General features: G+C 54.6%; 27 protein-coding genes. 9 read left to right on the top strand and 18 right to left on the bottom strand.

Annotation, left to right across the window (positions count from 1 at the left end; genetic code table 11):
• Positions 1-205 precede the first annotated feature (205 nt).
• Positions 206-688 (top strand): RcnB family protein, encoded by a 483-nt coding sequence (locus ACTJKZ_RS09130; RefSeq protein ID WP_253421291.1) that lies wholly within the window; start codon positions 206-208, stop codon positions 686-688.
• Between the two features lie 101 nt (positions 689-789).
• Positions 790-1,626, top strand: coding sequence for a Cof-type HAD-IIB family hydrolase (locus ACTJKZ_RS09125; protein WP_285088441.1), 837 nt, complete (start codon positions 790-792; stop codon positions 1,624-1,626).
• A 79-nt stretch (positions 1,627-1,705) separates the two neighbouring features.
• Here the strand turns inward: ACTJKZ_RS09125 and ACTJKZ_RS09120 are convergent, their stop codons facing one another.
• Positions 1,706-2,854 (bottom strand): iron-containing alcohol dehydrogenase, encoded by a 1,149-nt coding sequence (locus ACTJKZ_RS09120; RefSeq protein ID WP_161732063.1) that lies wholly within the window; start codon positions 2,852-2,854, stop codon positions 1,706-1,708.
• A gap of 291 nt (positions 2,855-3,145) precedes the next feature.
• On the opposite strand from ACTJKZ_RS09120, the gene gntT reads away from it, so the two are divergent.
• Positions 3,146-4,462, top strand: coding sequence for a gluconate transporter (gene gntT / locus ACTJKZ_RS09115; protein WP_013357083.1), 1,317 nt, complete (start codon positions 3,146-3,148; stop codon positions 4,460-4,462).
• A gap of 173 nt (positions 4,463-4,635) precedes the next feature.
• Here the strand turns inward: gntT and ACTJKZ_RS09110 are convergent, their stop codons facing one another.
• Positions 4,636-4,881, bottom strand: a complete 246-nt coding sequence (locus ACTJKZ_RS09110; RefSeq protein WP_013357084.1) for a hypothetical protein — start codon at positions 4,879-4,881, stop codon at positions 4,636-4,638.
• A 1,305-nt stretch (positions 4,882-6,186) separates the two neighbouring features.
• On the opposite strand from ACTJKZ_RS09110, the gene cspE reads away from it, so the two are divergent.
• The 5 genes from cspE to tatE all read left to right on the top strand — a co-directional run bounded on the left by cspE (position 6,187) and on the right by tatE (position 8,651).
• Positions 6,187-6,396, top strand: coding sequence for a transcription antiterminator/RNA stability regulator CspE (cspE, locus tag ACTJKZ_RS09105; protein ID WP_006118399.1), 210 nt, complete (start codon positions 6,187-6,189; stop codon positions 6,394-6,396).
• 227 nt (positions 6,397-6,623) lie between these two features.
• A complete protein-coding gene (locus ACTJKZ_RS09100; RefSeq protein ID WP_161732067.1) occupies positions 6,624-7,055 on the top strand; it encodes a GNAT family N-acetyltransferase in 432 nt (143 codons plus the stop codon).
• Between the two features lie 266 nt (positions 7,056-7,321).
• Complete coding sequence (locus ACTJKZ_RS09095) at positions 7,322-7,480, top strand: hypothetical protein (RefSeq protein WP_161732069.1); 159 nt, start codon at positions 7,322-7,324, stop codon at positions 7,478-7,480.
• A gap of 46 nt (positions 7,481-7,526) precedes the next feature.
• Positions 7,527-8,315, top strand: a complete 789-nt coding sequence (locus ACTJKZ_RS09090) for a deaminated glutathione amidase (RefSeq protein ID WP_440829520.1) — start codon at positions 7,527-7,529, stop codon at positions 8,313-8,315.
• A 132-nt stretch (positions 8,316-8,447) separates the two neighbouring features.
• Entirely contained in the window at positions 8,448-8,651 is a 204-nt protein-coding gene (tatE, locus tag ACTJKZ_RS09085; protein ID WP_003854033.1) for a twin-arginine translocase subunit TatE, read from the top strand.
• Between the two features lie 110 nt (positions 8,652-8,761).
• Here tatE and lipA read toward each other — a convergent pair whose 3' ends face one another.
• The 13 genes from lipA to leuS form a co-directional block, all read right to left on the bottom strand.
• Positions 8,762-9,727, bottom strand: a complete 966-nt coding sequence (lipA, locus tag ACTJKZ_RS09080) for a lipoyl synthase (protein ID WP_161732071.1) — start codon at positions 9,725-9,727, stop codon at positions 8,762-8,764.
• 169 nt (positions 9,728-9,896) lie between these two features.
• A complete protein-coding gene (gene lipB / locus ACTJKZ_RS09075; RefSeq protein ID WP_161732073.1) occupies positions 9,897-10,556 on the bottom strand; it encodes a lipoyl(octanoyl) transferase LipB in 660 nt (219 codons plus the stop codon).
• A 79-nt stretch (positions 10,557-10,635) separates the two neighbouring features.
• A complete protein-coding gene (ybeD, locus tag ACTJKZ_RS09070; protein WP_440829465.1) occupies positions 10,636-10,899 on the bottom strand; it encodes a DUF493 family protein YbeD in 264 nt (87 codons plus the stop codon).
• Positions 10,900-10,999: 100 nt separating this feature from the next.
• Entirely contained in the window at positions 11,000-12,211 is a 1,212-nt protein-coding gene (gene dacA, locus ACTJKZ_RS09065; RefSeq protein ID WP_033732040.1) for a D-alanyl-D-alanine carboxypeptidase DacA, read from the bottom strand.
• Between the two features lie 131 nt (positions 12,212-12,342).
• A complete protein-coding gene (rlpA, locus tag ACTJKZ_RS09060; RefSeq protein WP_440829464.1) occupies positions 12,343-13,437 on the bottom strand; it encodes an endolytic peptidoglycan transglycosylase RlpA in 1,095 nt (364 codons plus the stop codon).
• Between the two features lie 10 nt (positions 13,438-13,447).
• Positions 13,448-14,560 carry a peptidoglycan glycosyltransferase MrdB gene (gene mrdB / locus ACTJKZ_RS09055; RefSeq protein WP_033743010.1) on the bottom strand — a complete coding sequence of 371 codons (1,113 nt, stop codon included), beginning with the start codon at positions 14,558-14,560 and terminating at the stop codon, positions 13,448-13,450.
• 8 nt (positions 14,561-14,568) lie between these two features.
• Complete coding sequence (mrdA, locus tag ACTJKZ_RS09050) at positions 14,569-16,473, bottom strand: peptidoglycan DD-transpeptidase MrdA (RefSeq protein WP_161732077.1); 1,905 nt, start codon at positions 16,471-16,473, stop codon at positions 14,569-14,571.
• Between the two features lie 34 nt (positions 16,474-16,507).
• A complete protein-coding gene (rlmH, locus tag ACTJKZ_RS09045) occupies positions 16,508-16,978 on the bottom strand; it encodes a 23S rRNA (pseudouridine(1915)-N(3))-methyltransferase RlmH (RefSeq protein ID WP_013357098.1) in 471 nt (156 codons plus the stop codon).
• Positions 16,979-16,981: 3 nt separating this feature from the next.
• On the bottom strand, positions 16,982-17,299 hold the full coding sequence (gene rsfS / locus ACTJKZ_RS09040; RefSeq protein ID WP_111139027.1) for a ribosome silencing factor: 318 nt from the start codon (positions 17,297-17,299) through the stop codon (positions 16,982-16,984).
• A gap of 92 nt (positions 17,300-17,391) precedes the next feature.
• Positions 17,392-18,036, bottom strand: coding sequence for a nicotinate-nucleotide adenylyltransferase (nadD, locus tag ACTJKZ_RS09035; protein ID WP_161732079.1), 645 nt, complete (start codon positions 18,034-18,036; stop codon positions 17,392-17,394).
• The gene (gene holA, locus ACTJKZ_RS09030; protein WP_161732081.1) at positions 18,029-19,060 is read right to left on the bottom strand and encodes a DNA polymerase III subunit delta; all 1,032 of its coding nucleotides are present in this window, start codon (positions 19,058-19,060) and stop codon (positions 18,029-18,031) included. Before holA ends, nadD begins: the two co-directional genes overlap by 8 nt.
• A complete protein-coding gene (gene lptE / locus ACTJKZ_RS09025; protein ID WP_161732083.1) occupies positions 19,057-19,656 on the bottom strand; it encodes an LPS assembly lipoprotein LptE in 600 nt (199 codons plus the stop codon). Before lptE ends, holA begins: the two co-directional genes overlap by 4 nt.
• A gap of 14 nt (positions 19,657-19,670) precedes the next feature.
• Positions 19,671-22,253: a leucine--tRNA ligase gene (gene leuS / locus ACTJKZ_RS09020; RefSeq protein WP_161732085.1), complete on the bottom strand. Its 2,583-nt coding sequence runs from the start codon at positions 22,251-22,253 to the stop codon at positions 19,671-19,673.
• Between the two features lie 222 nt (positions 22,254-22,475).
• Here leuS and ACTJKZ_RS09015 point away from each other — a divergent pair, with 222 nt between their 5' ends.
• On the top strand, positions 22,476-22,958 hold the full coding sequence (locus tag ACTJKZ_RS09015) for a zinc ribbon-containing protein (protein WP_033731844.1): 483 nt from the start codon (positions 22,476-22,478) through the stop codon (positions 22,956-22,958).
• Between the two features lie 45 nt (positions 22,959-23,003).
• Here ACTJKZ_RS09015 and ACTJKZ_RS09010 read toward each other — a convergent pair whose 3' ends face one another.
• From ACTJKZ_RS09010 to ACTJKZ_RS09000, 3 genes are read right to left on the bottom strand one after another with little or no spacing between them, the layout of a single operon-like run.
• The gene (locus ACTJKZ_RS09010) at positions 23,004-23,729 is read right to left on the bottom strand and encodes an amino acid ABC transporter ATP-binding protein (RefSeq protein ID WP_161732087.1); all 726 of its coding nucleotides are present in this window, start codon (positions 23,727-23,729) and stop codon (positions 23,004-23,006) included.
• The gene (gltK, locus tag ACTJKZ_RS09005; RefSeq protein ID WP_013357106.1) at positions 23,730-24,407 is read right to left on the bottom strand and encodes a glutamate/aspartate ABC transporter permease GltK; all 678 of its coding nucleotides are present in this window, start codon (positions 24,405-24,407) and stop codon (positions 23,730-23,732) included.
• Entirely contained in the window at positions 24,407-25,147 is a 741-nt protein-coding gene (locus tag ACTJKZ_RS09000; RefSeq protein WP_161732091.1) for an amino acid ABC transporter permease, read from the bottom strand. Before ACTJKZ_RS09000 ends, gltK begins: the two co-directional genes overlap by 1 nt.
• Between the last annotated feature and the right edge of the window lie 216 nt (positions 25,148-25,363).

The following is a 25,363-nucleotide window of genomic DNA, read 5'->3' as shown; positions in this document are numbered from 1 at the left end:
GGCGCGATGCTCAGGCTGCGCGGTTGAAATCTGAATTGCGTCAGGAAAGTTGTAAGGATATGACCCGTGTTAAGAAAGCGCTAAGCAAGCGTAATAGTGTGTAAGTTACCGGATTTTAAGACTTTTACAGATGTCCCCCGCCAGGATTATTGCCATGATGCCGAGCAACGGTGCCTGAACAGCCGTTATTTCCGGAGGCAGTATCATGAAAAAAACAACACTCACGCTTATCGCTTCACTTTTAACCTGCAGCACGCTCTTCTCTCAGGTTTCACTGGCAGACGATCATGATGACGGACACCGCATGCCTGTGCCGCATCAGAACAGTGATAAACGTCCTGAAAATCGCGGTCCTGACCAGAAGCGAGACCGCGGCAACAATCGCCATGATGATAAAAAGCCTCACGACATGGGCAATAACCGGCATGATGATGATAATAACCATCGTGGCAGAGAATCCCGCAATGACCGTGACCATTTCGCCTGGCAGGGCCACGATTTCCGTCGCGGCCATCCTGTCCCGCAGGAATTTCGCGGCGACCGTTACCGTGTAGCCGACTGGCATGAACGCGGTCTGCGTGAACCGCCGCGTGGTTATCACTGGGCAAACATCGACGGCAACTATGTGCTGATTGCTGCTGCGACCGGAGTGATTACCGCGCTGGTGCTGAACAGCGCTCTGAATTAATCCCCCGGGGATGGCTGCGGCCATCCCTGTTTCTTTCCGTTTTGCTGCGCCAGCGGCTATCCTGAGACTCCACGCTGAAATTTCCTGTGTAAGGAGTCATGATGACGACGGTTAAGATGGTTGCGGTAGATATGGATGGCACGTTTCTGGACGATAACAAGCAGTACAACCGATCCCGCTTTCTCGCCTGCTATCAGCAACTCACCGCCCGCGACATCAAATTTGTGGTGGCCAGCGGCAATCAGTATTACCAGCTCAAATCCTTTTTCCCGGCGATCGCCAGCGATATCGCGTTTGTGGCGGAAAATGGTGCATGGATTATTGACCGTGATGAGGAGCTGTTTTGCGGTGCCTTTGAACGCTGCGACGTTGAAGCGGTAATCAGCACCCTGCAAAACGGCGACTATCCCGGCCTGCGTTACCTGCTGTGTGGTCGTAACAGCGCGTATTACTTCGACGGCATGGAAGAGAGCTGGCTGAAGAAGATGCGCCATTACTGTCACCGGCTGAAGCCGATTCATCATCTGGATGAGGTGCAGGATGACCGGCTGTTTAAGTTCGCGCTGAATCTCTCTGACGACTACATCGAGCCATTGATGGCGGATATTGAGCGACTGCACCAGGGACGCGTGGCCGCGACGTCAAGCGGTCATGGCTCGGTGGATCTGATCGTGCCGGGAAATCACAAAGCGCACGGTCTGGATCTGCTGGCAAAACGCTGGGGGATCACGCATGACCAGGTGCTGGCCTTTGGCGATGGCGGTAACGATCTGGAGATGCTGAAACAGTCCGGCTTCAGTTTTGCCATGGACAATGCGCCGCAGCGGGTGAAGCAGGCGGCACGTTATGCCGCGCCGTCTAATAATGAGCAGGGCGTGTTGCAGATCATTGAGCAGATGCTGGCAGGCGAGGGGCCTTTTGCCGCCCTGAGCCGCTGAGAATGAAGGCGCCAGGATAGCGCTGAGCTGCTGCATGACCTGCCAGCCTGGCAGGTCGAAAGGCCAGCGCGCCCCTGGATCACGCCGTGATTTGCCAGGCCTGCGCAATCATTGTCCGCATCTGTTCGCGGCTGTAATTCACCAGCGAATTTTTGCTGTTGGCACGCGCCAGAATCCACTCCACCTCAGTGCGGCTCAGCGACGGGCCATCCTGCCAGAATGGCGTGATAGCCTGCTGCTGCAGCCACTGTTTCAGAAACTGTGCCGGTGAATCTGTGGATTCGCTGAAGAGCTGCGGGTGCAGTTCCGCCATCAGCGTATGCTGCAGCGGTTGCTGGCTGTCAGACAGCAGATCCAGGAACGGAAACAGCAGGCGTCCGCACACTTCACCGTGATGGTACGGTTTAATCGCGCCCACTTCCCCGGCAATACCGTGGATCACCCCCAGACCCGCGCTGCTGAGAGTGACGCCCCCCAGCCACGATGCCATCATCATTGCTTCACGTGCCGCATCACCCGCCGCATCCTCGCGATTGAGTGCAGGCCACGCCTGAACAAACTGACGCAGACCGGTCAGCGCCAGCTGGCGGGTGAACAAGTTGCCTTTGCCGGAGAGATACGCTTCAAACAGGTGGGTAAAAGCATCGATGCCGCAGGTCGCCAGCACGTGATCAGGCGCGCCTTTCAGCAAATCCGGGTCAAGAATCGCTACCTCCGGCACAAAGACCGGATGACGCAGTGACGCTTTGATCTGAATATCCTGCTGGTCGGTTACTACCGCATTTTGCGTGACTTCGCTGCCGGTCCCGGCAGTCGTCGGGACCGCAATCAGCGGCAGCGTGATGGGCTGAACTGCGGTATCACCCACCTTCTCCAGATAGCGAGCGGTGGGCAGCGGGTGTTGGATCATGGCGCTAAAGGCTTTCGCCGCATCCAGCACGCTGCCTCCGCCAATCGCTAATACCCGATCAACATGACCACGCCAGCGGGCAACCCAGCCATCGATCTCAGCGGGCGAAGCTTCATGGCTGACAATTTCGTAGCCGAGGATGTGATCGTTGAGTTCAGCTTTTATCCGGGCATAGGCCGCCCCCTGGAGGAAAGATTGTCCGCAAAACAGCAGGGTAGGTTGTGGCCGGGCGGCCAGCAGCGGCACCAGTTTATCCAGACTGCCGCGGCCAAAGAGGGTTCGTTGATTACTGTACAGCTCACTCAGGTTCTCACTCACCAGCGCATCCTTTTTACATTTCGCTAAAATCTGAGTGTAACGAAAAGCGCGGCGCCAGCATGGGCAAACTTTCTGATAACACGCTGGCAAAAAGTTGATCATCTTCGCAAAACAGAAATTCACCGTCGGCAGGGTGGTGCTTTCCTGCGGATGTTACCCTTAACATGTTATCGGTAACAGCGTTTGTCGGGATGTGTAAGCATCTTACAGCGCACTGTTTTGTAGCCCTCAGGGGATCATGATAATAAACCGACACTGAATACCCTTCAGTGTGCAAGGTGGAGAAAACCTATGCCATTACTCTATGTGGCGATCGGCGTCGCGTTACTGCTGCTGCTGATGATTCGCTTTAAGCTTAATGGATTTATCGCGCTGATCCTGGTGGCGCTGGCGGTCGGTGTGATGCAGGGCATGCCGGTTAATAAAGTCATTACCTCAATCAAAGCGGGTGTGGGTGGCACGCTTGGCAGCCTCGCGCTGATCATGGGCTTTGGTGCCATGCTCGGTAAGTTGCTGGCCGATTGCGGCGGCGCGCAGCGTATTGCCACCACTCTGATTGAAAAATTCGGCACTAAGCATATTCAGTGGGCGCTGGTGCTGACCGGTTTTATCGTCGGCTTCGCGCTGTTCTACGAAGTTGGCTTTGTCCTGATGCTGCCGCTGGTGTTCAGCGTGGCGGCGTCGGCGCGTGTACCGCTTCTCTATGTCGGGGTACCGATGGCGGCGGCTCTTTCAGTGACGCACGGTTTTCTTCCGCCACACCCCGGCCCGACGGCTATTGCCACGCTGTTCAATGCTGACATGGGTAAAACGCTGCTGTTCGGTACGCTGCTGGGTATCCCTACGGTGATTCTGGCAGGTCCGGTTTATGCCCGTTTCCTGAAGAATATCGACAAACCGATTCCGCAGGGGCTTTACAACCCGAAAACCTTTACCGAAGCGGAAATGCCCAGCTTTGGCGTTAGCGTCTGGACGGCCCTGGTTCCGGTGGTGCTGATGGCGCTGCGTGCCGTGGCGGAGATGCTGTTGCCTAAAGGGCACGTACTGCTGCCCTATGCGGAGTTCTTTGGTGACCCGGTAATGGCAACGCTGATTGCGGTGCTGATTGCGATCTTCACCTTTGGTCTGAATCGCGGTCGTACGATGGAACAGGTGATGGACACCCTGACCGACTCGATTAAAATCATTGCCATGATGCTGCTGATCATTGGCGGTGGCGGTGCTTTCAAACAGGTGCTGGTGGACAGCGGCGTGGATAAATATATCGCCAGCATGATGCACTCTACCCAGCTCTCACCCATCTTTATGGCCTGGTCGATTGCTGCCGTGCTGCGTATTGCCCTGGGGTCTGCCACGGTAGCGGCGATTACCGCTGGTGGCATCGTGGCACCGTTGATTGTCACAAGTGGTGCCAGCCCGGAACTGATGGTGATCGCTGTGGGGTCCGGCAGCGTGATCTTCTCACACGTTAATGACCCTGGCTTCTGGCTGTTCAAAGAGTATTTCAACCTGACGATTGGCGAAACCATTCGCTCCTGGTCGGCACTGGAGACCATTATTTCGGTCTGTGGTCTGGTAGGTTGCCTGCTGCTCTCCTGGGCGATTTAACCTCTGGCCGCTGGCAGGCCTGCCAGCGGCACTCCGCTTTTGCTTCTCTCCAGCCCGTTTGCTTGTTTATCGCGGACGGCATCGTTGGCCATTTATTCACAGCCCATAACCACGACGATAAAAAGGGCCGCAAAGCGCGGCCCACAGGTCTGTAACCGTGTAAATCTGGCCCCTTAATGAGGCGGTTCAAATCCGGCTTTGACCATCTGTTCCCGCAGCGCACGCGCAATTTCACGGTTGCCGCCGGTGACCGGATAGATAACGTTGTTTACCACATCATCAAGATAGTGCTCGTCAAACTCCTGCATAGAGAGCTGCGTGCCGCCTTCATCGTTGATGGCGAAAGAACCTTTGATGTGGTTACCGCTGTTTTTTGCCTTGAGGCTGTAGCGGCCCATGCTGGTATTAATCGTGCTCATAAGATCTCCTCGCGACTCATTTTCAATCTCATCACTACTAAGGCATGCCTTACCGCCTAAATTTTAGCCAGGAGTAGTCTGTAAAACGAAGAAAGAGGGCCGGTAAAAAGTGGTGTTGCGATCGTTATCTCAGAACATAAATAAAAGCGAAATCTGCTGAACTTATGAGCAGTTGAACCCTGAGTGAAGCAGCATGACATATTTTTCTGTCTATACTGCTTACAGGAAAAATGTTTAATCAGTGAGGGGAAAAGGAAATGAAAATTATTCTGTGGATTATCGCGATCATATTCGTCGTGGGCTTGCTGACCCTGACAGGGGTGTTCAAACTGATTTTCTGATGTCATATTTTTTTAAAGCTTCAGCGACAGCGGGCACCTAATCAGGTGCCCGCGCTGTTTTCTGGCTGGCCAGCAGATAGTGCGTAATGGGATCTATCGGCGTATTGGGCAGCAGATCCTGCGACCCCAGCGGCTTTTTACAGCTTGCGCAGCAGGCACCATGAAAGTTGCGATCACCTTCTCTGTAATCAGTAAATATGAACCTGGCGCTTCCACACTGGGTACAGCGTATTTTCATCACCATCTTAGGTTTATCCTCCATTTCACTGAGCATTCACCCATGCCCGTCCCTGACATCTTAAGAAAAATTTATCTATTGCAGCGCAATATTATTCCAGCCTGCAGTGAGGAAAGTAGTGGCTTATCAGGTTAATTGTTTGTTGCCAAATGCGAATTTATTCTCTAAAAGGCAGTTCATTGATCCTGCTCAATGTTTATGGTTTTTTGTCTGACTTATCCGCGAATAGCCTGCTCTGACTGGGCTGAACAGCGCTCAGAATTAAATTTTCCCGAAAAAACCGGCTTCGGGGTGCGGAAAAAATGCGCTGTTGTGATCATTAAAAGGTCAGAATTACAGCGGTGCCCGGTAACGCCTGAAAAAACCTGCGTGTTTCAGGTTTTTTACATGCCTGATAAAAGTGGAAAATAGTGCTGTTTTGCCAGCTAAAGTGTCAGGAAAAGCAGGTGCAACTCTTAATGAGATTTTTCTTTTTAACGTGAATGGCATATCTGTATGAAATAAAAAAGATATGCCTTTCCAGCGGGTTAGCGTGTGGGAACAGCCCCATCCGCGTTACCCGTTCAGGCGGGTTTCGCAAGTTGAAAAGCAGGAAAGTGTGATGGATGCACAGAAAGTCGATATTTATCACTTTTTCATCAAATCATGCTGGACAAATCCCTCCACAATTGCTGTACTAGACAGCGACACAGTTTAGTGTCCATTTTTCATGTAAAGGTAATATAGATGTCTAAGATCAAAGGTAACGTTAAGTGGTTTAATGAATCTAAAGGATTCGGTTTCATTACTCCTGAAGATGGCAGCAAAGATGTATTCGTACATTTCTCTGCAATCCAGAGCAACGGCTTCAAAACTCTGGCTGAAGGTCAGCGCGTAGAGTTTGAAATCACCGACGGTGCTAAAGGCCCATCTGCTGCTAACGTTATCAGTCTGTAAGTTAACAGTCAGAATTCTAAAAACCCGCCTTATGGCGGGTTTTTTTATGCCTGTCATCTGCACTTCATCCTCTTCATCGTACCCTCTGTATCGTCCCTGAGGCCGCACAAACTGCGCGGCGGCTCACCATAAATCCTCGTAACATATTCATAACAACCCGGCATACAGCTTTTTAGCGTGTGACGCTATATAACTGAGCGACAGAATCTGGTGAGTGAGGAGGCAGGATGAAGATACGTCAGGCGGAGTTAAAAGACAGTTTTGCGTTGAGTGCCCTGTTAAGCGAGTTAGGCTACGGCGGTACCGAAAGCTTTATTGAACAGCGCCTGGCACAGTTATGCAGCGATCCCAGTGAAGTATTGCTGGTGGCTGAACATGGCAGCCAGGTGCTGGGTTTCCTTTCCCTCCATTTTATCCCTCAGCTTGCCCTGGCCGGCGATTTCGCCCGCATCAGCTATTTCTGCATTGCAGAAGGTGAGCGCAGTAAAGGCGTCGGCCAGCAGCTGCTTCAGCACGCTGAAACGCTGGCTGCGCGTCATGGCTGCGACCGTATGGAAGTTCATTGCCATCAGTCACGTCTTAAGGCGAATCAGTTCTACGCTCGCGAAGGCTATACTGAGTCACCCTGTTATCTCATCAAAGATCTGCAAGTGGGTTAACTTCCCGACCAGAGTGACGATCCGCACGTCGGCGATATTTTTCCACAGTGCCTTCCTGAGGCTGGCGACAGAAATGATGACTGATCGCTGCATCCTGTGCCTGTCAGCACTTTCTGCTTTCACGGTGGCAACCGGACAGCAGAAACGGTTGCCGTGAGGGTTCGCTCTCTGGCGGACAGCAGGCCTCTGCAAACCGGTGGCACGCTGTCGAAGGTAAAGCCATACACAGGCCGCCAGCACTATTAAGCTGGGGGGGGCGAGCATACATGAATAAGGACGATACGTTGCCGTGGCTGGCTAAGGATTTGCGGTGCATGACGCAGGAATGTCTGCTTTGCTGGCAGCACAATGGTTTTAGCGCCAATGAGAAGATGATGGCTCACGCCGAATACGGGCACTATCAGCAGGGGCTGATCCACCGATAACTGACGCCGGGAGTAATATTGCCGGCGCTGCAGGAGAAGAACAATGATGAAAGTGGCGTTAGGGCAATTTGCAGTGAGCCGTGAATGGCAGGAGAACGCTGATACCTGTCTGGATTTAATGCAGCGGGCGGCAGAAGGCGGCGCCGATTTGCTGGTGCTGCCGGAAGCGGTGCTGGCGCGCGATAATGCCGATCCCGATTTAGTGGTGAAGGCGGCGCAGCCACTGGATGGCCCTTTCCTCAGCCAGTTGCTGGCCGCCAGTGAACACAATGCGCTGACTACCATAATGAGCGTTCATGTTCCCACCGGGCAGCATAAAGCGCTCAACGTGCTGGTGGCTATTCGTAAGGGTAAAATCATCGCCGCCTATGAAAAGCTGCATCTGTACGATGCCTTTGCGATGCAGGAGTCACAGCGGGTCAATCCGGGCCACATCATTCCGCCGCTGATTGACGTCGCGGGAATGACAGTCGGATTGATGACCTGCTATGACGTGCGCTTCCCGGAACTGGCGCGTCGGCTGGCGCTGGATGGTGCGCAAGTGCTGGTGCTCCCTGCTGCATGGGTAAAAGGTCCGCTTAAAGAGATGCACTGGGAGCTGTTGACCCGTGCCCGTGCGCTGGAGAACACCTGTTATATGGTGGCGGTAGGTGAGTGTGGTCCACGCAATATTGGTAATAGTCTGGTCGTCGATCCACTGGGCGTGGCGGTGGCAAATGCGGCTGAGTCTGCGGCACTGCTGTTTGCCGATCTTGATCCTGAGCGTATTGCCTATGCCCGCCGGGTATTACCGGTTCTTGAAAACCGGCGTTTTGAACGGCCTGAGCTGAAGTGATTGCCTGAACCGGGAAACACCACATATTCGCTACAGCAAAGATCTTACTCTGTTACAGATTCCAGTTGTCGTCACAGGCAAACTGCGCGTAAATAACAGTCACCGTGATTCAATAAAGTCGAAAGGTTAAATATGGAAGGTATCAGTATTGCCAAGCTGCTGATTATCGGTGCGCTTATCGTACTGCTTTTTGGTACCAACAAGTTGCGCTCACTGGGCGGCGATCTGGGCTCTGCAATCAAAGGCTTCAAAAAAGCCATGAAAGATGAAGATACCAGCGCAACCCGAACGACGGCAGAAGACGTGCCAGCAGAACGCGTCGTTCATAAAGATTAATCGGTTATTTGCTGCAAATAACTGTTACTTTTTATTTCAGGCACACCTAAAAAAACCAGGCTGTTTCCAGTCTGGTTTTTTGTTTTCACTCTTCTGACCGCAAAGGCTACTTATTTCACTTCTTCGCCTTTAGCCTGCATATCCGCATGATAGGAGGAGCGGACAAACGGACCGCACGCGGCATGGGTAAAGCCCATCGCCATCGCTTCTGCTTTCATCTCATCGAATTCGGCCGGGCTGACGTAGCGCTGAACCGGCAGGTGATGGCGGCTCGGCTGCAGATACTGTCCCAGCGTCAGCATGGTGACGCCGTGGCGACGCAGATCGCGCATTACCTCAACGATTTCGGCATTGGTTTCACCCAGGCCCACCATCAGACCCGATTTGGTCGGAACATCAGGATGAGCTTCTTTAAAACGCTCCAGCAGCTTCAGTGACCACTCGTAGTTCGCGCCTGGACGCACCTGACGGTAGACGCGCGGTACGTTTTCCAGGTTGTGGTTAAACACATCTGGTGGCGTCGCGGTGAGAATCTCCAGCGCACGATCCATACGGCCACGGAAGTCCGGCACCAGCGTTTCAATTTTAATGGTAGGATTTTTTTCACGAATCGCGCTGATGCAGTCGGCAAAGTGCTGAGCGCCGCCATCACGCAAATCATCGCGGTCCACCGAGGTGATCACCACGTAGCGCAGGCCCATATCGGCAATCGTCTGTGCCAGTTTTGCGGGTTCGTTGGCATCAGGCGCATTAGGACGGCCATGAGCCACATCGCAGAACGGACAACGACGGGTGCAGATTGCGCCAAGAATCATAAAGGTGGCGGTGCCGTGGTTAAAGCATTCGGCCAGGTTAGGGCAGGATGCCTCTTCACAGACCGAGTGCAGGCCGTTTTTGCGCATCGCGGCTTTGATGCCCTGAATACGACTGGAGTCGGCTGGCAGCTTGATTTTCATCCATTCCGGCTTACGCAACATCTCCTGCCGTTCAACAGCCACGGTTTTTACCGGGATCAGCGCCATTTTGTCTGCGTCACGATATTTGACGCCGCGTTCCATCTGAATTGGTTTACTCATAAATCAGCAGGTTCCGGTCGGATTGCGATTTGAAAGCGTTCCCACTCAAACCGGGAAGGGGGCTTTCAACTTTATTTGAAAAAAGTGCAAAAATTATATCATCACATCGCCTGCGAAGCAGCCATAGTCAGCGCGGATACGTTACATATTTGTAAATTCGCATTCTGCGTTAAGGCTTAACAGGGAGCTCGCCTGCGATCCATTCAACATTTTCATAACCTGCCAGCCGCGCAAACGCACTGACCAGTGGGGAACGCACCTGCTCTGTGGTCACGTCGGGCTGAAAATGTTTCAGCTGGGTCATGCTCATCCCGGCGTAACCACAGGGGTTGATGCGCAGAAAAGGAGATAAATCCATGGCAACATTCAGCGCCAGGCCGTGAAACGAGCAGCCTTTGCGAATGCGTAATCCCAGCGAGCAGATCTTCTCTTCACCGACATAGACGCCGGGTGCATCTGCGCGGGCGCGGGCGCTGACGCCGAACTCTGCCAGAGTGGCGATCACCGTCTCTTCCAGAATAGTCACCAGCTGGCGCACGCCGAGCTTACGGCGTTTTACATCAATCAGGACATACATGACCTGTTGTCCCGGCCCGTGATAGGTGACCTGACCGCCACGATCGCTCTGCACCACGGGAATATCGCCTGGCATCAGAAGATGTTCTGCTTTTCCCGCCTGACCCTGAGTAAAGACCGGAGGATGTTCGACCAGCCAGATTTCATCACGACTCTGGTCGTCGCGCTGGTCAGTATACTGGTGCATGGCGTCGGAGACAGGTTGCCAGTCACGCAGACCGGACTGACGGACAAAGAGGGTTTCAACTGACAAAGCGATAGCCCGCTAAAGGAAAAACGCTGAGGATAACGTCGGCAAACCGTCAGGCAGAGGCGCCTTGCCGACCCGTAAATTACAGTACCATCCGCACAATTTCGATCTGGCCCAGCTCTTCGTACAGGCGTTCGACCTGCTCGATGTGAGTGGCGTTGATAGTGATGTTTACGGAGTGATAGTTGCCTTTGCTGCTCGGCTTAACTTCAGGGCTGTAATCGCCGGGCACATGACGTTGCACCACTTCAACCACTTGATCAACCAGCTCCGGTTGCGCCAGACCCATTACTTTGTAGGTAAACGGGGTAGGAAATTCGAGCAGCTCATTCAGTTTGGTTTTCATATTAACTCCGGTGCATAAAAAACAGGCTCCCGCCTGAGCGGGAGCATCATAATATCTGGTAATGGGGACGAAAGGGTGATTTTTCAATCACCCTTTACGCTTAACCAAACCAGTGATGGAACATCAGTTTGATGTAATCCACGATACGGCCAAAGAAACCACCCTCAGAGATTTCGTTCAGCACCACCAGTGGACGCTGTTCGATAGTCTTGCCATCCAGCTGGAAGTTGATGCTGCCGACAACCTGGTTTTTCTTCAGTGGGGCATGCAGTTCCGTGTTGGTCAGCACATAGCTGGCTTTCAGATCTTTCATACGGCCACGTGGAATGGTCAGGTAAGCATCTTTTTCCACGCCCAGCTGCACACGGTCATTATCACCGAACCAGACCGGCTCAGAGGCGAACTCTTTACCCGCTTTCAGTGGCGCAACGGTTTCAAAGAAACGGAAGCCCCAGGTGAGCAGTTTTTTGCTCTCGGTTTCACGGCCTTTAAAGGTATGACCGCCCATGACGGCAGAAATCAGGCGCATCTGGCCTTCAGTCGCGGACGCCACCAGGTTGTAACCGGCAGAGTTAGTGTGGCCGGTTTTAATACCGTCCACATTCAGGTTGGTATCCCACAGCAGACCGTTACGGTTCATCTGACGGATGTTGTTGAAGGTGAACTCTTTCTCTTTATAGACAGCGTACTCTTCCGGCACGTCGCGGATCAGCGCCTGACCGATCAACGCCATGTCGCGCGCGGAGCTGTACTGACCTTCAGCGTCCAGGCCATGCACTGTCCCGAAATGGGTATTCTGCAGGCCAATCGCTTTGACGTAGTTGTTCATCAGATTAACGAACGCATCCTGGCTGCCGGCGACATAGTCAGCCATCGCAACACAGGCGTCATTACCCGACTGCAGTACAATTCCACGAGTCAGCTGAGAGACCGGTACGCGGTCGCCTGGCTTCAGGAACATCAGGGAGGAACCTTTGAACACCGGATTGCCGGTCGCCCAGGCATCCGGACCCACAGTGACCATATCGTCCTGATGAATTTTGCCCGCTTTCACGGCCTGACCAATGACATAGCTGGTCATCATCTTGGTCAGACTGGCAGGATCGCGGCGTGCATCGGCGTTTTTCTCTGCCAGCACTTTACCCGAGTTGTAGTCGATAAGGACATACGCTTCGGCATCAATGTCCGGCACGCCCGGAATCATGGTCTTGAGATTGACGTCATCAGCAATAGCAGCATGGCTGAGAGAGAAAGCGATCAGTGATCCCACTGTCAGGCGTTTCAGCAAACGAGATGATTTCAGCGTGTTCATGTGTAGGACTACAACATCCGTGAGTTTGAGGTTAAAAATGTCACTCATCATACCCAATGCCAGTGAGTCTGGCACCGGGCGTGATGATTGGGTTGTTAGCAGACGTAACGTGTCGCTGTCCAAGAAACCGATCAGCGACGCGTATTAGTAATAAATGAGGCTGTCTGGCCTTCACTGCTCAGGCGCTGTTGCAGCGCAGCCGCTTCGGCACGGGAGCTGTAAACGCCGAGCTGAACGCGATAAACGTTGTTGCCCGCGTCTTCGACCTTGCCGGGCACACCATAACGCTGGCTCAGGCTTTTCATCATCTGCTGAGCACGCGCCGGGTCATTCAGTGCACCAACCTGCACGACATAGCCGGCTGCGGCACCACTGCTGGCTGCCGGCGCGGCGCTGGCGGCGACCGGAGTAGCACTGCTGGCGACCGGTGCAGTGACGGGCACCGTGGTGGATGGTTCATTACCTTCCAGCACGCCGTTCGCTAATGGCTGAGGTGCGCCAAGAAAGCCGCTGCTCTGTACCGGCGCGCCCATGTTGTCACCGCCCTGCAGCGTGCTGTTACTGATGGCTTCTACGTTTTGGGCAGGGGGTTCAGCGTTTGCGGCGCTGCCGCCATTCATCACCGCGCCCCCACTCAGGTCCGGACGGGCAGGCAGTGAGTAGCTCTGTTTGGCTACCACAGTTCCGATGGTGCCTGGGCCAGAGAGCGTACCGTCGGGAGCCACCTTGATATAGTCGACCCGCACCCGTGAATTATTGGAAATGTTCAGTCGGTCACCGGCTGCCCGCGACAGGTCGATAATGCGTCCTGGCGTGTAAGGGCCGCGATCGTTAACGCGCACCACAATCTGACGACCGTTCGCGATATTGGTTACGCGCACATAGCTCGGGAGCGGCAGAGTAGGGTGGGCGGCCGTCAGCGCATCGGGATCGTAGGCTTCGCCGGTAGCGGTGCGGTTGCCCTGCGCCTCTTCGCCGTACCAGGTGGCCAGGCCGACTTCGCTGTAGTTCGACGGATCTTTGATGATGCGATAGTTTTTGCCGTTAACGCTGTAATCCTGGCTGGTGCCCGGATTGATCGGCTCATAACGAGGCTCAACGCCTGGAATCTCTACTACCGGCCCATTGTAAGCCGGTTGCGGCGGCGCCGTATTTTGGGGTTCGGGCGTGGTACAGGCCGCCAGAACCAGTGATGCCAGTGCAACGCCAAGCCATTCCTTACGCATCTGCAGCCTCTTAGACACTTTTAGATAACATTTTTCGGTGAGTGTGGATCGACATCACAATGCCGAATCCCGCCATAAGCACGATAAGCGCGGAGCCGCCATAACTGACCAGCGGCAGCGGCACGCCAACTACCGGTAAGATACCACTAACCATGCCAATGTTAACGAAAACATAAACGAATAAAATCAGCATTAAACCGCCCGCCATGACGCGGCCAAAGGTGGTCTGCGCGCGGGCTGCTACCACCAGTCCCCGCATGATCAGCAGAAGATAGAGGGCCAGCAGCAGCAGTACGCCGACCAGCCCTAACTCTTCGGCCAGAACCGCGAAGATAAAGTCAGTATGACGTTCCGGCAAAAACTCCAGCTGAGACTGGGTGCCCTGCAGCCAGCCCTTGCCGCGCAGTCCGCCCGACCCGATGGCGATTTTCGACTGGATAATGTGATAACCCGCGCCCAGCGGATCCGTTTCCGGGTCGAGCAGCATCATGACGCGGTCACGCTGATAGTCGTGCATCAGGAAGAACCACAGAATCGGGATAAACGCGGCGACCAACAGTACCGCCACGCTAATCAGTTTCCAGCTCATCCCTGAGAGGAACAGCACAAACAGGCCTGAGGCGGCAATCAGAATCGAGGTGCCGAGATCGGGCTGTGCGGCCACCAGCAGGGTAGGCAGGAAGATCAGAATCAGTGCAATACCGGTATTTTTCAGCGTCGGCGGACAGACATCGCGATTAATAAAGCGCGCCACCATCAGTGGCACCGCGATTTTGGCAATCTCAGAAGGCTGAAAGCGAACAAAGCCAAGATCGAGCCAGCGCTGTGCGCCTTTACTGATCTGACCAAAAGCATCCACCGCCACCAGCAGAATGACGCAGACAATATAGAGATAGGGTGCCCAGCCTTCATAAACGCGCGGCGGCACCTGCGCCAGCACAATCATGATGACCAGACCCATCGCGATCTGACCGAGTTTACGCTCCATCATGCCGGGATCCTGTCCGCTGGCACTCCAGATCACCACGGCGCTGTAAGTCAGCAGCGCGAGAATGATCAGCATAAACATCGGATCGATGTGGATGCGCATCCAGATCGATCGTTTCTGCGGACTATCTTGCATCGACATGTTTATTCACCTTCATAACCGGGCGGCACAGGGGCGGCGTCCGGCAGAACTGTATTGTTATCACCCAACATAATGTGATCCAGAATCTGGCGCATCACGGTGCCGACAGCCGGACCGGCGCCACCGTTCTCCAGAATGATGGTCACAGCCACCCGAGGTTTGTCATAAGGGGCAAACGCGGTCATTAATTTATGGTCGCGCAATCGTTCAGCAATTCTATGGGCGTTATAGGTTTCGTTCTCTTTCAGGCCAAAAACCTGTGCCGTACCGGATTTGGCGGCGATTTTATAAGGGGCATCAGCAAAGCTTTTGTGCGCGGTGCCGTTGGGGCGATTCGCCACGCCGTACATGCCATCTTTGGCGATTTCCCAGTAGCCGGAATGGATATCACCAATCGGGGCCCCAGGCGGCTGGCGATAGGGCACCAGAGTTCGGCCTTCGCGGGTGGCGCGCAGCATGTGTGGCACCTTGACGACGCCATCGTTGATCAGAATCATCATCGCTTTGTTCATCTGCAGCGGGGTCGCCGTCCAGTAACCCTGACCGATTCCCACCGGAATGGTGTCACCCTGATACCACGGCTTTTTAAAGCGCTTCTGCTTCCACTCGCGGGTCGGCATGTTACCGGCGCTCTCCTGCGGTAAGTCAATGCCGGTACGGCTGCCGTAACCAAATTTATTCATCCATTCTGACAGGCGGTCAATACCCATGTCGTAGGCGACCTGATAGAAGAAGGTATCGGCAGACTCCTCCAGCGCTTTGGTGACGTTAAGACGACCATGACCCCACTTTTTCCAGTCGCGGAAGCGCTTCTCTGAACCGGGAAGCTGCCACCAGCCAGGATCAAACAGGCTGGTATTACGGTTAATCACGCCAGCACTCAGCGCAGAAACTGCTACATAGGGTTTAACCGTCGAGGCCGGTGGATAAGCCGCCTGAATTGCACGGTTATAGAGAGGGCGATTTTCATCTTCCAGCAGGCCGCGATAATCCTTGCTGGAAATACCGTCGACAAATAAATTTGCATCGTAACTGGGTGTGGAGACCATGGCGAGAATTTCGCCGGTGCGCGGATCGCTGACGACAACAGCGGCGCGACTGCCCGCCAGCAGGGTCTCGACATACTGCTGCAGTTTGAGATCGATAGTCAGATAGATATCACGGCCTGCCTGAGGTGACTCCTCATGCAGCTGGCGAATGACACGGCCACGGTTGTTGACCTCAACCTCTTCAAAGCCCGTTTTGCCGTGCAGCAGACTCTCGTAATACGCTTCGATGCCCAGCTTGCCGATATCGTGCGTCGCGGCGTAGTTAGGCCATATGCCTTCTTTGTCGAGGCGTGCAACGTCACGATCGTTAATTTTTGAGACGTAACCGACCACATGCGTCAGCGTGGCACCGTAGGGGTAGTAGCGGCGCTGATAACCTTTAACTTCCACGCCGGGAAAGCGGTACTGATTGACCGCAAAGCGTGCCACCTGAACTTCATTCAGACCGGTTTTAACCGGAATGGAGGTAAAGCGACGCGAGCGTTTTCGCTCTTTCTGGAAGTTTTCCAGGTCTTCGTCCGTCAGCTCAAGCACCGGGCGTAAGTTTTCCAGCGTCTGCTGCAGGTTATCGACTTTCTCCGGCACCAGTTCTGCCTGATAGATGGTGCGGTTCAGTGCGAGCGGCGTGCCGGTGCGATCGTAAATAATGCCGCGGCTGGGTGCGACAGGCACCAGTTTAATGCGGTTCTGATTGGAGCGGGTGCTGTAATCATCGAAGCGAAGAATCTGCAGGTGGTAAAGGTTAACCACCAGGATTGAAGAGAGCAGTAAGATACCGACGAAGGCGATGAACGCCCGACGGACAAAGAGTTTCTGTTCGGCGCTGTAATCGCGAAAGGCGTTGCTTTGTAATTTCATCCGCTACTTGTCATGTCTGATGTGGGCTGATCGGTCATTCACGATGATAAGGATGATTAGTCGTTATACTCCAGGCCCGATACAGACTTTCGGCCACCAGCACGCGCACCAGCGGATGAGGCAACGTCAATGCTGACAGTGACCAGCTCTGCTCTGCCGCCGCTTTACAGGCGGGGGCCAGGCCTTCAGGCCCGCCGATCAGCAGGCTGACATCGCGACCATCCAGCTTCCAGCGTTCAAGCTGCTGCGCCAGCTGCGGGGTTTCCCACGGTTGACCCGGAATATCCAGCGTGACGATGCGATTGCCTTTGCCGACCGCCGCTAACATCGCTTCACCCTCTTTTTCAAGGATGCGTTTGATATCAGCATTTTTGCCGCGTTTACCTGCGGTCACTTCGGTCAGCTCAAACGGCATATCTTTCGGGAAGCGGCGCAAATACTCCATGAAACCGGTCTGCACCCAGTCGGGCATTTTTGTGCCGACGGCAACAAGTTGCAGTTTCACCGATTAGCTCCAGAGTTTTTCCAGCTCATACAGCTGGCGACTCTCTTCCTGCATCACATGCACGATGACATCACCCAGATCAACCACAACCCAGTCTGCCGCGCTTTTACCTTCAATGCCTAATGGCATCAGGCCTGCTAAACGGGACTCCTGCTCAACGTGTTCTGCGATCGACGTCACATGACGCGTGGAGGTGCCGGTGCAGATGATCATGAAATCGGTGATGCTGGATTTGCCCTGAACGTCGATGGTGACAATGTCCTGGCCTTTGAGATCATCAATCTTATCAATAACGAACTCTTGGAGTGCTTTACCTTGCAAAAGGTTCCCCTTGGAATCTGGTGGTATCGGGCCGGCTGTAAGCCCGGAGAGTGCAGCCAAAAATTTAAGCGGCGCAGTATAGCATGCCCGGATCAGTCGCGATATAAGCCTTCGCGGTCGATATAGTCGATCACCGCCGCAGGCAACAGGTCGTCGCAGGGCTGGTTCTGATGGCGACGGCGGCGAATTTCGGTCGCCGAAATGTCATAGAGTGGGGTTTCCGCCAGCCAGATATGGCCTGCGGGCTGCTGATGCAGCTGCCGGATATCCTGAGCGAGATGCTGATTAAGCCAGTGCTGCATCTCCGGCGAGTCGAACCGGGTCGCATAGCCGGGACGCTGGCATACCAGCAGATGGCAGAGTGACAACAGATCCTGCCAGCGATGCCATTTCGATAAGCTCAGCAGGGAATCCTGACCGATGATAAAAGCCAGCGGCTGCGCTGCACCGCGTTCGGCGCGCCAGGCTTCCAGGGTGGTTACGGTCCAGGAGGGCGTGTCGCGTTCCAGCTCCCGGGTATCAATCTCAAACAGCGGTAAGTCACGGATAGCACAGCGCAGCATAGCAACCCGCTGGGTCGCGCTGGCTTCCGGTTGTGGACGATGCGGTGGCACATTGTTGGGCAGCAGCGTCACACGCTGTAAGCTGGTCTGTTGAGCCAGTGCTTCGACCGGGCGCAGATGGCCAAAATGAATCGGATCGAAGGTGCCACCAAACAGCGCGTGTAACTCAGACATGGGCAAAACTCGTCGGAAAAGCACGACTGCTGAGCAGCAGCGTCAGGGTCTGTAACTGCGGCCATACCGGCTGCCCATAATCCTGCTTCAGGGTGATCTCAATCTGACTGAGCAGATGAATCGCGCGTTGAAGACGCGTGGCGTCCAGGCGTTGCAGTGCGTCAGTGAACAGCGCGCGGCGGTTCTGCCAGATACGCTGTTGATCCATCAGCGTACGCAACGGCTGCTGCGCCTGATGGCGATGCAGATGCAGCAGCGTCAGCAGATCGCGCTGTAGCGTACGCAGCAGAATCACGACTTCGCTCTCTTCTTTCTCCAGCTGATGCAGGATGTGCAGCGCGCGACGGCTCTTACCCGCCAGCAGAGCATCGACCCAGTGGAACGGTGTGAAGTGAGCCGCATCGCTGACCGCCTCTTCAACCCGGGGCAGGGTCAGCTTGCCGTCAGGCCACTGCAGCGAGAGACGCTCCAGCGCCTGGGCCAGCGCCAGCAGATTGCCTTCATAGCAGTAACACAACAGCTGCACGGCCGCGTCATCGACCGAGAGTTTCAGCGCCTGAGCCCGATTCGCGACCCAGCGTGGCAGTTGTGCCTGTTCGGGCGTCTGGCAGGGCACGAAAACTGCGGAGGCGGACAGGGCTTTAAACCATGCACTGTTTTCCTGCGCGCGGGTCAGCTTTGGCATCCGGCAGATCAGCAGAATATCGGCATGCAGCAGCTGCGACAGCTTAACCAACTGCTCGGCCATTGCGGCATTGGGGCCATTCTCGGGGAATTGCAGCGTCATCGTCTGACGCTGGGCAAACAGACTCAGTGACTGGCAACTGACAAACAGGCTCTCCCAGTCGGTCTGGGCGTCCAGCGTAAAACTAAAATGTTCTTCAAATTGCTGCGCGGTTGCGGCGGCACGGATGGCATCCGCACTCTCCTGCAACAGCAGCGGTTCGTTTCCGGCTAACAGATAACAGGCGCGCAGCCCCTCACGGAGCTGCGCGCTGAGTTGCTCAGGATAAATCCTGATCATTGCAGGCTGGTAGCAGAGGAAGAGGGTGCTTCCTGTGAACCCTGACCCGGAACCGGAATCACTGACGCCGGTAAGGTCTCTTTATTGTTGATCTGTGCAGCATGCACGGTCAGCAGCTTACGTACCAGCTGTTCGGCAGCACGCTGACGCATCTCCTGCGTAATCAGATCCTGCTCGGCATCTTTTGCCAGCGCAGCATTCGGGTTATCGAAGAATGAACGATAAACCGTGGTGCTGATTGGGTAGATTCCTTTGCCCGGCAACAGGACCTGCGCCGTCAGCGTCATGACCAGCTGATACTCAGCAGAGGTGCCGCTGATAAAGACCGATGCGGTGTTACGTCCCGACACTTCAGGACCCAGACGCAGCGTCGGAATATCGGTGCGCTTCTGTTTAGTGTCTTCAACAATAGTGACATCGTTGATACGCAGTTGCTGGCGCACAGTACGCGCCAGCGGTCCATAAGGATCGCCGGTTGAAACAATCAGGGTTTTCAGTTCGCTGGGCACCTGTGTGGTGCCGCGCGGATGAAAACCGCAGCCAGCGGTGATAACCACCGCCAGCATGACAAACAGCCTGATAATCGGATGTCGCACAGTTCCTCCTGAACTTAACCTACGACCAGGTTAAGCAGTTTGCCCGGTACATAAATGACTTTACGGATAGTCACGCCGTCCAGATACTTCGCCACCAGATGCTCCTGAGCCGCGCGTGCCTGAACCTGTTCCTGCGTTGCCTCGGCGGGTACGGTAATTTTGCCACGCACTTTACCGTTCACCTGCACCACGACCAGCAGTGAATCTTCAACCATAGCGGCTTCATCAGCCACCGGCCAGCTCGCTTCATCGATGGTGCCTTCGCCACCCAGCGTCTGCCACAGAACATAGCAGGCGTGCGGGGTAAACGGATAGAGAAGACGGACGATAGCCAGCAGTGCTTCCTGCATCAGAGCGCGATCCTGCTCGCTTTCCTGCGGGGCACGCGCCAGTTTGTTCATCAGCTCCATAATCGCTGCAATGGCGGTGTTAAAAGTCTGACGACGGCCAATATCATCCGCCACTTTGGCGATGGTTTTGTGCAGGTCACGACGCAGCGATTTCTGCTCGTCATTCAGGCTATCCACATCCAGCGCCACGGTCGCACCCTGTGAGGTGTGCTCGTAGACCAGCTTCCAGACACGCTTCAGGAAGCGGTTCGCTCCTTCAACGCCCGATTCCTGCCACTCCAGCGTCATATCGGCCGGTGAAGCAAACATCATGAACAGACGCACGGTATCCGCGCCGTAACGCTCAACCATCAGCTGTGGGTCGATGCCATTGTTTTTCGACTTCGACATTTTACTCATGCCCGCGTAAATCACCTCGCGGCCCTGCGTATCGGTGGCTTTTACAATGCGGCCTTTCTCATCACGCTCAACCTCAACGTCAACCGGTGAAACCCAGTTACGCTCGCCGTTGTTACCGAGATAGTAGAAGGCATCAGCCAGCACCATGCCCTGGCACAGCAGACGTTTGGCTGGTTCATTCGAGTTGACCAGGCCCGCGTCACGCAGCAGCTTGTGGAAGAAGCGGAAATACATCAGGTGCATGATGGCGTGTTCAATACCCCCCACATACTGATCGACCGGCAGCCAGTAGTTTGCGGCGGCCGGATCCAGCATGCCTTCCTTGTAGCTGGCGCAGGTATAGCGCGCGTAGTACCAGGAGGACTCCATGAAGGTGTCAAAGGTGTCGGTTTCACGCAGAGCAGGCTGGCCATTTACGGTGGTCTTCGCCCACTCCGGATCCGCTTTGATCGGGCTGGTAATGCCATCCATTACCACATCTTCCGGCAGGATCACCGGCAGCTGGTCTTCAGGTGTCGGCATTACGGTGCCATCTTCCAGCGTGACCATTGGGATCGGTGCACCCCAGTAACGCTGACGGGAAACACCCCAGTCGCGCAGACGGTAGTTCACTTTACGAACGCCCACGCCTTTTGCCGCCAGAGAATCTGCAATGGCGGTAAACCCTGCGGCGTGATCCAGACCGTTGAACTCACCTGAATTAAACAGCGCGCCTTTGTCGGTCATTGCCGCAGCGCTGACGTCAGGAATAGAGCCATCCAGGTTGAGTACTACCGGCTTGATCGCCAGATCGTATTTAGTGGCAAATTCCCAGTCGCGCTGGTCGTGCGCCGGGACCGCCATGACGGCACCGGTGCCATATTCCATCAGCACGAAGTTAGCGACCCAGACCGGGAGAAGCTCGCCGGTCAGCGGATGAATAACAGACAGGCCGGTCGCCATGCCTTTCTTCTCCATGGTCGCCATATCGGCTTCGGCCACTTTGGTATTGCGGCATTCAGCGATAAAGTCAGCCAGTGCCGGGTTATTCACCGACGCCTGGGTTGCCAGCGGATGACCCGCCGCAACGGCAACATAGGTTGCGCCGATAAAGGTATCCGGGCGGGTGGTATAGACGGTAACTTTCTCTTCGCTGCCAGCAACGTCGAAAGTGATTTCGACGCCTTCAGAACGGCCAATCCAGTTACGCTGCATGGTTTTGACCTGCTCAGGCCACTCTTCCAGCGTATCCAGATCGTTCAGCAGCTCTTCCGCATAATCGGTGATTTTGATAAACCACTGAGGGATCTCTTTGCGCTCAACTTTGGTGTCGCAGCGCCAGCAGCAGCCATCGATCACCTGCTCGTTCGCCAGCACCGTCTGATCGTTCGGACACCAGTTGACGGCAGAGGTCTTTTTATAGACCAGACCTTTTTCATACAGTTTGGTGAAGAACCACTGTTCCCAGCGATAGTACTCTGGCTGGCAGGTCGCCAGTTCACGACTCCAGTCATAGCCAAAGCCCAGCAATTTAAGCTGGTTTTTCATGTAGGCGATGTTGTCGTATGTCCAGGGGGCCGGTGCGGTGTTATTTTTAACCGCAGCGCCTTCCGCAGGCAGGCCGAAAGCATCCCAGCCAATCGGCTGTAGTACGTTTTTGCCGAGCATACGCTGATAACGCGCGATTACGTCGCCGATGGTGTAGTTACGAACGTGGCCCATATGCAGGCGGCCAGAAGGATAGGGCAACATGGAGAGGCAATAGTATTTCTCTTTACCTTCCTGCTCAGTCACTTTAAACGTTTCGTTTTCATCCCAGTGTTGCTGCACACGGGATTCAATCTCTTCCGGGCGGTATTGCTCTTGCATGGCTGCCTGTGGTCCTTTATGAATAACATTTTTCGGGCTCTACGATCCGCATAGCATACCCATAAGGCCGCGTATCAACAACACTTCCCACTTTTGCTGGCACGATTTCTGCTGAAAGCGACAGCCTCTTCACCCTTTTGTAATTCACTGTACAGACGACACGGCAAAAGTCGCATTGCGACTAAACTTAATTCAGCGAGGGTCTGCATAAAGGAGAATAAAATGAATAAAGTAGCTCAGGAATATCGCGAGTCGTTAGCCGTACTGACCGAACGTCTCCGTCAGGGCGATCGGAACCTTGATGAGCTGATTGCCGGGCGACGCAGCCAGTTACGCGTTCGCGATGATATGACGGAAGAAGAGATTGATCAGGCGCTTAGCTCGGTGCGCCGTGATTTAGGCGAATTTGCACGCAGTTATACCGATGTGGAGGAGCCGCTGGCGGATTCACTGTTTATGCGCATTATTCGCGAGAGCGTCTGGAAAGAGCTGGCGGATATCACCGATAAAAGTCAGCTGGAGTGGCGCGAAGTTTTTCAGGATCTGCATCATCACGGTGTATATCAGAGCGGCGAAGTGGTGGGGCTGGGCAATCTGGTATGTGAGAAGTGTCAGTTTACCCGGGCGATCTATACGCCGGAAACCCTGTCGCGCTGTCCGGAATGCGGCAATGACCAGTTTCAGCGTCAGCCTTTTGAACCCTGATAATAAAACCTGTGCGGGCCACTCTGCGTGACCCGCACAGGTTGTTTAGTGCAGAATTTTAGCGAGGAAATCTTTCGCGCGGTCAGACTGTGGATTATTAAAGAAGTCATCTTTGTTGGTGTCTTCGATAATTTTCCCTTCATCCATGAAGATTACACGATTGGCGACTTTACGGGCGAAGCCCATCTCGTGTGTCACCACCATCATCGTCATCCCCTCCTGTGCCAGTTCAACCATCACATCCAGCACTTCGTTGATCATCTCCGGATCCAGCGCGGACGTTGGTTCATCAAACAGCATCGCGATGGGGTCCATGCAGAGCGCACGCGCAATGGCTACACGCTGCTGCTGCCCGCCAGAGAGCTGGCCAGGGAACTTGTCGGCATGGGCTGAGAGACCCACACGCTTCAGCAGCTTCAGTCCTTTATCGCGGGCTGCTGCCTTGTCACGCTTCAGCACTTTCACCTGCGCCAGCACCAGATTGTTGATAATGCTCAGATGCGGGAACAGCTCGAAGTGCTGGAACACCATACCGACCTGACTGCGAAGCTGCGCAAGGTTGGTTTTTTTGTTGTTCACCTCGGTGCCGTTGACCGCAATCACACCCTGCTGAACCGGCTCGAGTCCGTTCACCGTTTTGATCAGCGTTGATTTACCGGAGCCGGACGGCCCGCAGACCACCACTACCTCACCGGTTTTGACCTCGGTTGAGCAGTCGGTCAGCACCTGAAAGTGACCATACCACTTAGAAACATTTTTCAGGCTAATCATTTAAACCGTCCTTTTTCTTTTCAGATAGCTGACCAACAGCGATGCGCTCAGGCTGATAACGAAGTAGACCAGACCTGCAAACAGAACCATTTCAACCTGGGTGCCGTCGCGCTCACCAATGGTGGACGCGGTACGGAAGAAGTCCGCCAGGCTTAAGACATAGACCAGCGAGGTATCCTGGAACAGCACGATACCCTGCGTCAGTAACAGCGGAACCATGGCGCGGAACGCCTGCGGCAGGATGATCAGGCGCATTGCCTGCCACTGTGTCATACCCAGCGCCAGCGCGGCATTGCCCTGTCCACGCGAAATACTGATGATGCCGGCACGAATGATTTCGGAGTAGTAGGCCGCTTCAAACAGCGAAAAGGCAACCATGGCGGAAATCAGCCGGATATCGGTTTTCGGCGACAGGCCCAGGACCTGCTGCAGGAAACTCGGCACCACCAGATAGAACCACAGCAGCACCATGACCAGCGGCACCGAACGGAACAGGTTGACGTAGATTTTGGCGAACCAGCTGACGGGCTTAAAGCTCGACAGACGCATCACCGCCAGCAGGGTTCCCCACAAAATACCGAAAACCACGGCAGTAATGGTGATCTTGAAGGTAATCACTAAGCCGTTAAGCAGGTAGGGCAGGCTGGGTGTAATCGAACTCCAGTCAAAGTCGTACATTACTTGCCTCCCGCATTGCCTGGCAGCCGGACTTTGCGCTCGACCAGACTCATCAACAGCATAATCACCAGGTTAATCGCGACATAGGCCAGCGTAATGGCGGTAAAGGATTCATAGGCGTGAGCAGAATAGTCGAGCAGTTTGCCCGCCTGCGCCGCCATATCGACCAGACCGATGGTGGAGGCGATAGCGGAGTTCTTTACCAGGTTCAGCATTTCCGAGGTCATCGGCGGAACAATCACACGATACGCATTCGGCAGCAGGACATAGCGATAGGTCTGCGGCAGGGTTAATCCCATCGCCAGACCGGCATTTTTCTGTCCTGTCGGCAGTGACTGAATGGCTGCGCGCACCTGCTCGCAGACGCGGGCGGCGGTAAAAAGGCCAAGACAGATCATTGAAGAGAGGAAGAACTGAATGTTGGGGTCCAGCTCAGACTTAAACCACATGCCGAGCTTTTCGCCCACCAGTTCGGGCGCCACCAGATACCAGAAGAAGAACTGGACGATCAGCGGGATGTTACGAAACAGTTCCACATAGCAGGTGCCAATGGTCGACAGCAGGCGATTAGGCACGGTGCGCAGAATGCCGAAAAATGAACCCACGCAGAAGGCGATAATCCAGGCGCAGCAGGAGACGGCTATCGTCACCTGAAAACCGGACCACAGCCAGCCGAGGTAGGTTGTGTTACCGAACGGGGCCTGTTCGAGGAAAATGCCCCAGTTCCAATCGATACCCATAACGAGCTCCGGAAAAAAAGGGTAGCTAAGCTACCCTGAAGATTGATGAACGGCGTTTTATTTCCTGACTCAGGGGAACGACCCGTGTCAGTCTGTCTGTCCATGCCGCGGTTTCAGCAATCGAGAGGGCAGCCAGGCTGCCCTTGTTATACCCGCCGTCTTTCAGGCTGCATTTTTGTTGGCCAGGTTCACTCATCCAAATGACTTACCTGAGTA

It is taken from the genome of Pantoea sp. 22096, assembly GCF_052045955.1.
Classification (GTDB): domain Bacteria; phylum Pseudomonadota; class Gammaproteobacteria; order Enterobacterales; family Enterobacteriaceae; genus Pantoea; species Pantoea alfalfae.
Note: the sequence above shows the minus strand (reverse complement) of the source record. Positions and strands in the feature narration are given on the sequence as shown.

Excerpts from the sequence above, each read along its gene's own strand:
- ACTJKZ_RS09130 (WP_253421291.1), top strand. The coding sequence starts at position 206 with ATGAAAAAAACAACACTCACGCTTATCGCTTCACTTTTAACCTGCAGC.
- ACTJKZ_RS09125 (WP_285088441.1), top strand. The coding sequence starts at position 790 with ATGACGACGGTTAAGATGGTTGCGGTAGATATGGATGGCACGTTTCTG.
- gntT (WP_013357083.1), top strand. The coding sequence starts at position 3,146 with ATGCCATTACTCTATGTGGCGATCGGCGTCGCGTTACTGCTGCTGCTG.
- ACTJKZ_RS09110 (WP_013357084.1), bottom strand. The coding sequence starts at position 4,881 with ATGAGCACGATTAATACCAGCATGGGCCGCTACAGCCTCAAGGCAAAA.
- cspE (WP_006118399.1), top strand. The coding sequence starts at position 6,187 with ATGTCTAAGATCAAAGGTAACGTTAAGTGGTTTAATGAATCTAAAGGA.
- ACTJKZ_RS09100 (WP_161732067.1), top strand. The coding sequence starts at position 6,624 with ATGAAGATACGTCAGGCGGAGTTAAAAGACAGTTTTGCGTTGAGTGCC.
- ACTJKZ_RS09095 (WP_161732069.1), top strand. The coding sequence starts at position 7,322 with ATGAATAAGGACGATACGTTGCCGTGGCTGGCTAAGGATTTGCGGTGC.
- ACTJKZ_RS09090 (WP_440829520.1), top strand. The coding sequence starts at position 7,527 with ATGAAAGTGGCGTTAGGGCAATTTGCAGTGAGCCGTGAATGGCAGGAG.
- tatE (WP_003854033.1), top strand. The coding sequence starts at position 8,448 with ATGGAAGGTATCAGTATTGCCAAGCTGCTGATTATCGGTGCGCTTATC.
- lipA (WP_161732071.1), bottom strand. The coding sequence starts at position 9,727 with ATGAGTAAACCAATTCAGATGGAACGCGGCGTCAAATATCGTGACGCA.
- ybeD (WP_440829465.1), bottom strand. The coding sequence starts at position 10,899 with ATGAAAACCAAACTGAATGAGCTGCTCGAATTTCCTACCCCGTTTACC.
- dacA (WP_033732040.1), bottom strand. The coding sequence starts at position 12,211 with ATGAACACGCTGAAATCATCTCGTTTGCTGAAACGCCTGACAGTGGGA.
- rlpA (WP_440829464.1), bottom strand. The coding sequence starts at position 13,437 with ATGCGTAAGGAATGGCTTGGCGTTGCACTGGCATCACTGGTTCTGGCG.
- mrdB (WP_033743010.1), bottom strand. The coding sequence starts at position 14,560 with ATGCAAGATAGTCCGCAGAAACGATCGATCTGGATGCGCATCCACATC.
- mrdA (WP_161732077.1), bottom strand. The coding sequence starts at position 16,473 with ATGAAATTACAAAGCAACGCCTTTCGCGATTACAGCGCCGAACAGAAA.
- nadD (WP_161732079.1), bottom strand. The coding sequence starts at position 18,036 with ATGTCTGAGTTACACGCGCTGTTTGGTGGCACCTTCGATCCGATTCAT.
- holA (WP_161732081.1), bottom strand. The coding sequence starts at position 19,060 with ATGATCAGGATTTATCCTGAGCAACTCAGCGCGCAGCTCCGTGAGGGG.
- leuS (WP_161732085.1), bottom strand. The coding sequence starts at position 22,253 with ATGCAAGAGCAATACCGCCCGGAAGAGATTGAATCCCGTGTGCAGCAA.
- ACTJKZ_RS09015 (WP_033731844.1), top strand. The coding sequence starts at position 22,476 with ATGAATAAAGTAGCTCAGGAATATCGCGAGTCGTTAGCCGTACTGACC.
- ACTJKZ_RS09010 (WP_161732087.1), bottom strand. The coding sequence starts at position 23,729 with ATGATTAGCCTGAAAAATGTTTCTAAGTGGTATGGTCACTTTCAGGTG.
- gltK (WP_013357106.1), bottom strand. The coding sequence starts at position 24,407 with ATGTACGACTTTGACTGGAGTTCGATTACACCCAGCCTGCCCTACCTG.
- ACTJKZ_RS09000 (WP_161732091.1), bottom strand. The coding sequence starts at position 25,147 with ATGGGTATCGATTGGAACTGGGGCATTTTCCTCGAACAGGCCCCGTTC.